This is a genomic window from Amycolatopsis sp. NPDC054798, from assembly GCF_053611505.1.
Map to the genome: position 1 here is coordinate 1 of NZ_JBSHAM010000174.1, position 9,846 is coordinate 9,846.

A 9,846-nucleotide genomic window follows, 5' to 3' on the forward strand; every position below is an offset into this window, starting at 1 on the left:
TGTCAAGGCATCTTTCCCGCCTTGACAAGCACCCCCGCGCCGTCGTCACAATCAGCTTCGGGGTGCCCCCAACTCACCAAGGCGCAATGTCGCCGCCAGGCGACGAGCCGCCGCTAGCCGCAGCACACTCACCCGAGCCGCCGCCCGAGATCCTCCCGCCCGTTCCACGCCGTCATCAACGCATAAACCAGACACGTCACCAACGGCGCGGCCAGCACCACCCACCCCGTCTCGATCCGAGGCGCCTGCTCGATCACCGCCCCCAACGCAGGCGGCGCGTCCACCGAATACTTCGAATTGGCGAACGCCGGCCCCATCTGCGTCCCCAGCCAAGCCGCGAGCAACGCCCCGCCAGCCGCAGCCACCAGCACCACCGGCCCGCGCCGCTCCCGCAGGAACCACACCACCAGCCCGATCAGCAGCCCCGTCGCCATCGCGAGAAACCCGAACACCGCCAGATCATCGAACCGATGCCAGCTCTCCAGCTCCAACGGAGCCAACTGCCCGTTAGTGCTGATCACCCGCACCCGCTCGGCCGGGGCAAGCAGAGACCACAGCCACCCCATCGGAATGCCCAGCAACGCAGCCGTGGACAGAACACTCACCGCAGGAAGAAGATCCGCCTTCACCACCACACGCGGACGCTGCGGAGGAAACAACACCGGCACCGACCAGCCCTCGGCAACAGCAGACGACCGATGCGCCGCCTTGCCCGCGGAATCGACCACCGGGACTCCCTTCCCTGAGCGCGCGCTTCTGCACGTGCGTCCCCGCGCGTGTGCGGACTGAGGGTAACTGGTTGTGCTCAAGATGGGCGGCCGCGGCTCGCGGTTTGAAGCAACCCCAGCTCGCAGACCCAGCCAAGCCAGGCGATCCCAACGCCCACCTCCGGCCAAGCCAGGCGATCCAAACGCCCGGTCCTGGCCAAGCCGGGCGATCCCGGGTCGCAGCCCATCCAAAGCCAAGCGACCCGGCACCCAACTCCACCCAGCCAAGGCGACCCCAGCCCGCACCCCGGACCCGAACCGGGCAACCCGGCCCCCAAGCCAAGGCAACCCCAAGCCCGCATCCCACCCGAAACCAGGCGACCCCGTCACCGAACCCAACTCCAGCGAGGCCACCCAGTGCACCAGCCCCACTCAGCCACAGGCTCCCAACCCACCCCGAACTGTGTTTGATTGCCCCGACTTCGTCGTGGCGGAGAAATCGCTTTCATCCGGTTTCTTCCCTCCCGATCCGCTCGGCCCGGGGGGCCGAGCGGATCGCTCAGTCCAGAAACCGGAGCGATTTCTCGGCTCGGGTTGGGTGGGGGCGAGGTGAGGAAAGACCGCTAAAGCTCAGGCTAGTTTTGGGTGTAGGCAGCGGAGGTGAAGGCCTCGGGATCGAACTCGCCGCCAAACCATGGCGACAGGCCCCGGCGGGCCTGGTCGGCGAAGGTGTCACGGTCCGCCGCCCCCAAACCAGCGGGAAGAACCCCCAGCAAGGGAGCACCGGCAGCCACCGGCAGGTCGCGGAGGTTTTCCAGCGAGGCAAGATCCGGCTCAGCAGGCCACGAGCCGATGATCACTCCGACGACGTTCAGTCCGCGGCGGGTCGCTACTTCAGCAGTCAGGGCGGTCGTGTTCAAGGTGCCCAGCCCGGCTTGGGCGACGAGGATCACCGGGGCACCGAGAGACCAGGCGACATCAGCCAGGGTGCTGCCTTGCTGATCGAAACGGACCAGCAGGCCGCCCGCGCCTTCGACCAGGGTGAGGTCGTGCGCGGCGTCCAGTTCGCTCGCGGCGGCGGCGATTTCGCCGGGGCCTAGGGCGAGCAGCCCGCTGCGCCGGGAGGCGGCTTCCGGGGACAGCGGGTCCGGGTAGCGGCGCAGTTCTCGGACCGTCAGGGCCTTGCCCGCCAATCGTTCCACCTCGGCGAGGTCGCCTGCCTCGCCGGGGAGCACGCCGGTCTGTGCGGGTTTCAGCACCGCGACGCGTTGTCCCTGCGCGAGGGCCAGCGCCGCGATCGCCGCGGTGGCGACCGTTTTGCCGACGTCGGTCCCGGTTCCGGTCATCACGAGCGTCGTCACGAGCCATCAAGATATTGACGTGCTCCCCGATGTCAACACTCGGGGTTCCCTCGCGCGCACCCGGAGGCACGCGCGAGGGCCCGGATCAGCCGGCCGGGGCCGCCGCGGGCGCTCCCGCGGCCATGAACTGCCCCGTCGCCGGGTCGGCGAGGTACACCTGCGCCGCGCCGACGTCGAAGTACAGCCCGGTCAGCGCCAGTTCGCCGCGCGCTTCCGCCTCCGCCACCAGCGGGTACTGCCGCAGATGCGTCAGCTGCTGCAGGACGTTGTGCAACGACAGCCGGTCCGGCTCGAGCTCCGGCCGCTCCCCGTCGAGGGTCACCGCCCCGGCGCGCTTCCGGCTCGGTTCGGCGTGCACCAGCCAGGTGGCCAGCGCGGTGTCCGCGGGCGGGCCGCTGGCCAGCGCGCCCATCGCACCGCACGAGGAATGCCCGCACACCACGATTTCCCGCACCCCCAGCACCCCGACCGCGAATTCGATCGCCGCGTTCGTCGACGGATCGGCTTGGCCGGGCGGCACCAGGTTGCCGATGTTGCGGATGGTGAACAGGTCGCCCGGACCGGACGTGGTGATCAGGTTCGGCACGATCCGGGAATCACCGCAAGTGATGAACAGCGTGTGCGGTTCCTGCGCGTGCGCGAGCCCGCTGAGGACGTCCTTGAGCAGCGGCGCGGCCCGGCGCTGGAACTCCGTCGCACCCCGGTGCGTGCGCTGCCCGGGGACCCGCACGTCCACGGCCTGCCAAGCCGACCACGGGGCCAGCCACCGCGGCATCGCGCCGGCCGCCGCGGTGCGCCGGAGCGTCGGACGGCCTTCCTTGCCCATGGCGAACCACGGATGCCCGATCTCGTCGACGACCACCGTGCCGCCGGTCCGTTCGTGTGCCTGCTGCCAGGCGGAAAGGCTCTCGAACGCCGCGTGGTCGAGGTAATCGGCGACCAGTTCCAGCGTCACCTTCGACCCCTCCGGGATCGTGCCGAGCACCTTCGTCAGCCGCGGCACCGACAGGAACGTCAGCACGCCTTCGACGATCACGCGCCATTCGCCGCCGTGGTGCTCGGCATGCACGCCCGACCACACCGTGCGGCGCAGCATCAGCAGCACGGCCAGCACGATCCCGGCGAGCACGCCGGTCAGCAGGTCGAACACGACAACCCCGGCGACGGTCACCAGGTAGAGCGGCAAATCGCCGTGTCGCAGCACCTGCCGCAGATGACCGGGATTGACCAGCTTCGCGCCGACGTGCACGAGCAGCCCGGCCAGCGCGGCCAGCGGAATCGACTTCAGCACCCCGGCCAGCGCGACCACGAACACCAGCACCCACACGCCGTGCAGGATCGCCGACGCCCGCGTGCGCGCCCCGGCCGCGACGTTGGTGGAGCTGCGCACGATCACGCCGGTGACCGGCAGCCCGCCGAGGGCGCCGGACACCATGTTCGCCGTGCCCTGGCCGATCAGTTCGCGGTTCAGGTTGGCGCGCGGGCCGTTCTGCAGTTTGTCGACCGCCACCGCGGACAGCAGGCTCTCGACGCTGGCGATCAGCGCGATCGTGACCACCGCGACCGCGACCTGGCCCCACCCGCCGTCCGGCAGCTGCGGAGCGAAGCGGATCTGCAGCAGATCCCCGGGCAGTTCGACGCGCGGCAGCGTCATCCCGGCCGCCACCGACACGAGCGTCGCGACCGCGATGGCCGCCAGCGGGCCGGGGATTTTCCTCACCGCCGCCGGAAGTCTGGGCCACGCCAGCAGGATGGCGAGGGTCAGGATGCCGATCAGCGCGGCGGCGTCGTGGTGCGCGGCGATCTGCGCGGGCAGCTGGACGATGTTCTCCAGCGCCGAACTCTGCGCCTTCCCGCCGAACAGCACGTGCAGCTGGCCGAGCACGATCGTGACGCCGATCCCGGCGAGCATCCCGTGCACGATCGCCGGCGAGATGGCCAGCGCCGCCCGCGCGACCCGGCTCAGGCCGAACAGGATCTGCAACGCCCCGGCGAGGACGGTGATCAGGCAGGTGACCGCCCAGCCGAAGGTGGAAATCGTCTCGGCCATCAGCACGGTCAGCCCGGCGGCGGGCCCGCTGACCTGCAGCGGAGAGCCGCCGAGGGCACCGGCGACCACGCCGCCGACGACGGCGGCGATCAGCCCGGCGACGATCGGCGCGCCGGACGCGAGGGCGATCCCCAGCGAAAGCGGGACCGCGACGAGGAAAACCACGAGCGAGGCGGGCACGTCGTGGCGAAGCACGGCAAGTCGTCTCATGCTGACCAGGAAACCGGGGTTCCTGTGAAATGTCCGCTATGTCCCACTCTATGGAGTGGATCTTTATCGAATTACCCACGATCGGGTTGCAGGACTCAGCAAGATCCACTACACGCAGCCACGCCAAACCCGAAGTAACCTCAGGCCTTCGCCGCGGCGGCCAGCATCGCCGACGTGATCACCGCCAGGTCGGCGTCGGTGCTGATGTACGGCGGCATCGCGTAGATCAAATCACGGAACGGCCGCAGCCACGCGCCTTCGGCTGTCACCACTTCGGTGGCAACGCCCATGTCCACCTCGTGATCGAGCTGCAGCACGCCAATCGCACCCAGCACTCGCACATCCACGACGTGCGGCAGCTCTCGAGCCGGTTCGAGCCCTTGCCGCAGCGCGGTCTCGATCCGGGCGACATCGTTCCGCCAGCGGCCTTCAGCCAACAAGCCGAGCGAAGCGTTGGCGACCGCCGAAGCCAGCGGATTTCCCATGAACGTCGGGCCGTGCGCGAGCACCGGCAGCTCGCCGCGAGTGATGCCGTCGGCGATTTCGGGCGTGCACAACGCGGCGGCCATCGTGAGATAGCCGCCAGTGAGCGCCTTGCCGACGCACAGCACGTCGGGCGTCACGCTGGCGTGCTCGGCCGCGAAAAGCCTTCCGGTACGGCCGAATCCGGTCGCGATCTCGTCGAACACCAGCAGCACGTCGTGCTCACGAGTCAGCTCGCGCAGGGCACGCAGGTAACCGGGATGGTGAAACCGCATGCCGCCCGCGCCCTGCACGACCGGTTCCACGATCACCGCGGCCAATTCGTCCGCGTGCTGTTCGATCGCTTTCGCCAATTCGTCCACATAGGACTGATCGACCGGAGTGCCGAACCCGGACGGCGGCGCGGGCACGAAAACCTGTTCCGGCAGCACTCCGCGCCACAGCGAATGCATGCCGCCGTCCGGATCGCAGACGCTCATCGGCGTGAACGTGTCGCCGTGGTAGCCGCCGCGCCAGGTCAGCAGCCGGTGTTTGCCGGGCAGCCCGCGGGAACGCTGGTACTGCAGGCACATTTTCACCGCGACCTCGACCGACACCGAGCCCGAATCGCACAGGAAGACATGCTCGAGCCCGTCCGGCGTCAGGTCGACCAGAGTCTTGGCGAGCGTGATCGCCGGTTCGTGGGTGAGCCCGCCGAACATCACGTGGCTCATCCGCCCGGCCTGCTCCGCGAGCGCGGCGTCGAGCACCGGGTGGCGGTAGCCGTGCACAGCCGCCCACCAGGACGACATGCCGTCGACCAGTTCCCGTCCGTCGGCGAGCTTCAACCGCACCCCGCTCGCCTCTTCCACGAGCAGGGGCGGCACGCGGCCCGGCATCGGCGCGTAGGGATGCCAGACGTGCGCGGCGTCGAGGGCGAGGAGATCGGCAGCACTGGGTTCCACCCGCCGACCCTAACCGGGCGGCGGGCGGAGCCGCAGTGACAGCCGCTACGCCCCGTTCAGCCGCACCGGCAGCGCCAGCACGCCGTGCACCAGCGAACTCGGCCGGTAGACGACGCGTTCGGCCGGCACGGCCAAACTCAGCTTCGGGAACCGCTCCAGCAGCGAGCCGAGCGCGATCTGCGCCTCCAGCCGGGCCAGCGGCGCACCGACGCAGTAGTGGATCCCGTGCCCGAACGCGAGGTGCCCGCCGGGCGGGCGCGTGACGTCGAGCTTGTCCGGGTCGGGGAATTTCTCCGGATCGCGGTTGGCCGACAGCAGCGAAATCTGCAGGAACTCGTCGGTCGGGATGGTGACGCCGCCCGCCTCGATCTCCTCGACTGTGAAGCGCAGGGTCGCGAAGTTGATCGGCCCGTCGAACCGGAGGAACTCCTCGACCGCGCCGGGCAGCAAGCTCGGGTCGGCACGCAGTTTCTCCGCCTGCTCGGGCGCGCGCAGCAACGCGAACGTGGCGTTGGCGATCAGGTTGACCGTCGTCTCGTGCCCGGCGACCAGCAGCAGGAACGCCATCGAGATCAGTTCGTCCGCGTCAAGCGAATCGCCTTCGTCGCTGGCGTGCACGAGGTCCGACAACAGGTCCTCGGCCGGTTCGGCGCGCTTGCTCTCGACCAGCTGCTGCAGGTATTCCTGCATCTCGCGCGCCGCCACGGCCTGGGCCTCCGGGTCCTCGGAGAACGACAGCAGCGTGTGCGACCAGGCAGTGAACTCGCCGCGGTCCTCGATCCGCACGCCGAGCAGCTCGCAGATGACGGTGATCGGCAACGGCTCGGCGAACGCCTGCACCAGGTCGACCTGCTCGTGCCCGGCCATCTCGTCGAGCAGCGAATCGGCGATCTCCTGGATCCGCGGCCGCAGCCGGGCGACGGTGCGCGCGGTGAACGCCTTGTTCACCAGCTTGCGCAGCCGGGTGTGCGCAGGCGGATCGCTGTTGAGCATGTGCCGGGTGAGCAGGTTGCCGAAGTCCGGCACCTCGACCTCCTGGCCGACCTTCACCGCGTACACCCGCTGCACTTCGGCGCTGTCCTTGCTGACCCGAGGATCGTTGAGCAGCTCACGCGCCTGCTCGTATCCGCTGACCAGGTAGGACGGGATGCCGCGCCGGGCGGTCATCGGGCACACCGGGCCGGATTCGCGCCGCTGCGCCAGCCATTCGTGCGGGTTCTGCCAGAATTCCTCGTCCGCGAAAGGAAGTTCCTCGGTGTGTTCGTCGACGCTCACTGCTGGATCCCCCTGTGCAGTTCGGTCAGCGTTCGGCCAATGCCGCCTCGACGCGCTCGACCACTTGCTTCCAATATGCCCGCTGCTCGGCCTTCTCCGCCACGTCCGCGAGCCGCTCCTGGCGGATCTTCAGCGTGCTGCGCTTGCCGAGATCGGAAACCTCCAGCTCCAGCAAGGAATCGTGGTCCCAGTCCGCCGGACGCCAGGTGAGCCGCAGCCGGTCCTCGGCGTAACTGCGGATCTCCCCGGTCGTGCCGTGCTCGGTCTCGTATCCGGCCCCGCGTTCGCGCGGCAGCTCGACGCCGGGGCCGAGCCAGATCTCCACCCCGTCCCCCACCAAGAACTCCCACACCCGGCTGCCCGGGTACGGCATCGTGCGGGAAACCGCTGTCTCCCAACCACTCCGCCCGGTCTTGCCCTCCTCGTTGGCCATGCCGCCATCATGGCATCGGGGACCGACGGAAACCGGTGCGGGATCATGCGATCGTGCGCTACCGCCCTATCTCTCCCGACGCGCTCGCCGCCGAGCTGACCGAGCGCGTCGACGCGCTCACCCACCGCCGACGAATCGCGGTCGCGATCGACGGAGCGGCCGGAACGGGCCCGCTCGCCGAGGCGCTGACCGGCCCGCTGAAGCTGCTCGGCCGCGCCGCGCTGCACGTGCCCGCCGCCGGCTTTCTGCGACCAGCGTCACTCCGTTTCGAGCACGGAAAGCAAAATCCGGACGCGCGGTATACCGATTGGCTCGATTTAGGCGGTCTGCGCCGGGAAGTCCTGGACCCGCTCGCCGACGACGGAAGCGGCGAAGTGCTGCCCGCGCTGTGGGACGCCGAACGCGACCGCGCGACCCGGCTGCCGCGCGTCCCGGTCCCGGACCGCGGCGTCGTACTGGTCGACGGGGAATTCTTGCTGGGCGCGGGATTGGCGTTCGATTTCGTGGTGCATTTGTGGCTTTCGCCGGGTGCGCTGCGCCGCCGGGTCGCCGACGAATGGGCACTGCCCGCCTACGAACGCTACGAAAACGAAGTCGACCCGAGCGCCCTCGCCGACGTCGTGGTCCGCGTGGACGACCCGCGCCACCCGGCGATCTACGAACCCTGAGCGTCGTTCCGCCTCAGCGCACCGCCGCGACCGGATCGCCGTCCAGGAGCGTCGACAGCCGTCGCGCCATCGTGTCCCAGCGCCAGTTCTCAGCGACCCACGAACGGCCCGCCTCGCCCATCCTGCGGGCGCGGACAGGGTCGGACAGCAGGGCCGACAGAGTCTCCGCGAGCTGTCCCGGGTCGCGGCCGTCGACGACGTGGCCGGTCACCTCGTCCAGCACCGCCTCCGGTGCGCCGCCGGACGTTCCCGCGACCACCGGCAACCCCGTGGCGGACGCCTCCAGGTAAACGATGCCGAGGCCCTCCACGTCGAGCCCCTTGCCGCGCGTGCGGGCAGGCATCGCGAAGACGTCGCCCGCGTTGTAGTGCGCGGGCAGTTCCTCCCAGGGCACCGAGCCGGTGAAGACCACGTCGTCGGTCACGCCGAGCGCTGCGGCCAACTGGGTGAGGCGCTTGCGATACGGACCACCGCCGACCAGCAGCAGCGCCGCACCGGGCACGCGCTCGCGGATCGCGGGCAGCGCGGAGATCAGCATGTCCTGTCCCTTGCGCGGGACGAGCCGCGAAACGCACACGACGGTCGGCCGGTCGCCGAGCCCGTGCCGGGCGCGGATTTCCTCCCGGCCAGCCGGGTCCGGCGCGAAAACCGTGGTGTCGACGCCGCTCGGCAGCATTTCCAGCCCAGCGTGCCGGCCGAACGCCGCAGCGAACCTGTTGCGCGTGTACTTGCTGACGTACGTGACCACGTCGACCGTCTCGCCGATGCGCCGCAACGCCTGCCGCGAGCCGGGCAGCATCGACCAGCCGACCTCGTGGCCGTGCGTGGAAGCGACGATCCGGCGCGCGCCAGCCTGCCGCAGCGGATGCCCCAGCAGCGCGAGCGGAGCCGCCGCGCCGAACCAGACGGCCTGACAGTCGCGGGCACGCATGATCTGTTTCGCGCGGCGCAGGACGTCGGGCGTGGGCAGCATCAGCGACGTCGGATGGCGTACCACTTCGAACGGCGCGGCCGCGTCGAACTCGACGTGCGAACCGCTGCTGCGTTCCCAGGAGGGCGCGTAGACGACGAGGTCGTCCGCGGGCAGCCGGGTGGCCAGCGAATTGAGGTAGTTCTGGATGCCCCCGGGGCGCGGCGGGAAGTCGTTCGTCACGAGCAGGGTCCTCAGCACCCCCGCAGGCTACCGACGAGCGATTGCCCCGCAGACGCGACACCGGAGCGGCGCTCGTCCCGGTAAGGCGAGAACGTCCGGCCAGGCAACCCGACGCGCTTCCGAGCGAACCCGGCGAGCAATTCCCCCCGCCAGCAACATTGGGGCGGCACAGCGCTAAGCGGCCCCGCCCCGACGAGAACGGTCGGTCAAGCAACCCAAATGGGCCCTTTGCCCTTCCCTGCAAACAACACCGGGTCAGCACCACGCAAAGCAGCCTCGCCCTGGCGAGAACGTCCGGCCAGGCAACCCACGGGCCCCATTGACCTTCCCCGCGAACAACACCGGGGCAGCACCACGCCCGGGCGGGCCCGCCCGGGCGAGAACGTCCGGGCGAGAACGTCCGGTCAAGCAATAAACAGACCCCATTGGGGTTTTCTCAGTAGCCGTCGCGCGCAGCTCTCCAGCGAGGGCACGGGGCATCGTCCGGGTTTGTGGCGGGTGGTGTGGCTGAGATGTCCGTGAGGGCCACCTTGAGGGAATCTGATTACCACAAGGTGGCCCT

General features: G+C 69.8%; 8 protein-coding genes. 1 reads left to right on the forward strand and 7 read right to left on the reverse strand.

Going from position 1 to position 9,846, the window contains the following annotated elements:
• Nucleotides 1-128 precede the first annotated feature (128 nt).
• The 6 genes from ACWGIC_RS43675 to ACWGIC_RS43700 all read right to left on the reverse strand — a co-directional run bounded on the left by ACWGIC_RS43675 (nt 129) and on the right by ACWGIC_RS43700 (nt 7,463).
• Nucleotides 129-728, reverse strand: coding sequence for a DUF2567 domain-containing protein (locus ACWGIC_RS43675; RefSeq protein ID WP_452081832.1), 600 nt, complete (start codon nt 726-728; stop codon nt 129-131).
• A 614-nt stretch (nt 729-1,342) separates the two neighbouring features.
• Nucleotides 1,343-2,068, reverse strand: a complete 726-nt coding sequence (bioD, locus tag ACWGIC_RS43680; RefSeq protein WP_452081833.1) for a dethiobiotin synthase — start codon at nt 2,066-2,068, stop codon at nt 1,343-1,345.
• 85 nt (nt 2,069-2,153) lie between these two features.
• The gene (locus ACWGIC_RS43685; protein WP_452081834.1) at nt 2,154-4,328 is read right to left on the reverse strand and encodes a bifunctional SulP family inorganic anion transporter/carbonic anhydrase; all 2,175 of its coding nucleotides are present in this window, start codon (nt 4,326-4,328) and stop codon (nt 2,154-2,156) included.
• A 140-nt stretch (nt 4,329-4,468) separates the two neighbouring features.
• Nucleotides 4,469-5,755 carry an adenosylmethionine--8-amino-7-oxononanoate transaminase gene (locus tag ACWGIC_RS43690; RefSeq protein ID WP_452081835.1) on the reverse strand — a complete coding sequence of 429 codons (1,287 nt, stop codon included), beginning with the start codon at nt 5,753-5,755 and terminating at the stop codon, nt 4,469-4,471.
• A gap of 45 nt (nt 5,756-5,800) precedes the next feature.
• The gene (locus tag ACWGIC_RS43695) at nt 5,801-7,030 is read right to left on the reverse strand and encodes a cytochrome P450 family protein (RefSeq protein ID WP_452081836.1); all 1,230 of its coding nucleotides are present in this window, start codon (nt 7,028-7,030) and stop codon (nt 5,801-5,803) included.
• Nucleotides 7,031-7,055: 25 nt separating this feature from the next.
• Nucleotides 7,056-7,463 (reverse strand): SRPBCC domain-containing protein, encoded by a 408-nt coding sequence (locus ACWGIC_RS43700; RefSeq protein ID WP_452081837.1) that lies wholly within the window; start codon nt 7,461-7,463, stop codon nt 7,056-7,058.
• 53 nt (nt 7,464-7,516) lie between these two features.
• Here ACWGIC_RS43700 and ACWGIC_RS43705 point away from each other — a divergent pair, with 53 nt between their 5' ends.
• Nucleotides 7,517-8,131: a uridine kinase gene (locus ACWGIC_RS43705; RefSeq protein ID WP_452081838.1), complete on the forward strand. Its 615-nt coding sequence runs from the start codon at nt 7,517-7,519 to the stop codon at nt 8,129-8,131.
• A gap of 13 nt (nt 8,132-8,144) precedes the next feature.
• On the opposite strand, the gene ACWGIC_RS43710 is transcribed toward ACWGIC_RS43705, so the two are convergent.
• Complete coding sequence (locus ACWGIC_RS43710; RefSeq protein ID WP_452081839.1) at nt 8,145-9,302, reverse strand: glycosyltransferase family 4 protein; 1,158 nt, start codon at nt 9,300-9,302, stop codon at nt 8,145-8,147.
• Between the last annotated feature and the right edge of the window lie 544 nt (nt 9,303-9,846).

Coding starts and splice junctions, on each gene's coding strand:
- ACWGIC_RS43700 (WP_452081837.1), bottom strand. CDS start 7,463: ATGGCCAACGAGGAGGGCAAGACCGGGCGGAGTGGTTGGGAGACAGCG.
- ACWGIC_RS43685 (WP_452081834.1), bottom strand. CDS start 4,328: ATGAGACGACTTGCCGTGCTTCGCCACGACGTGCCCGCCTCGCTCGTG.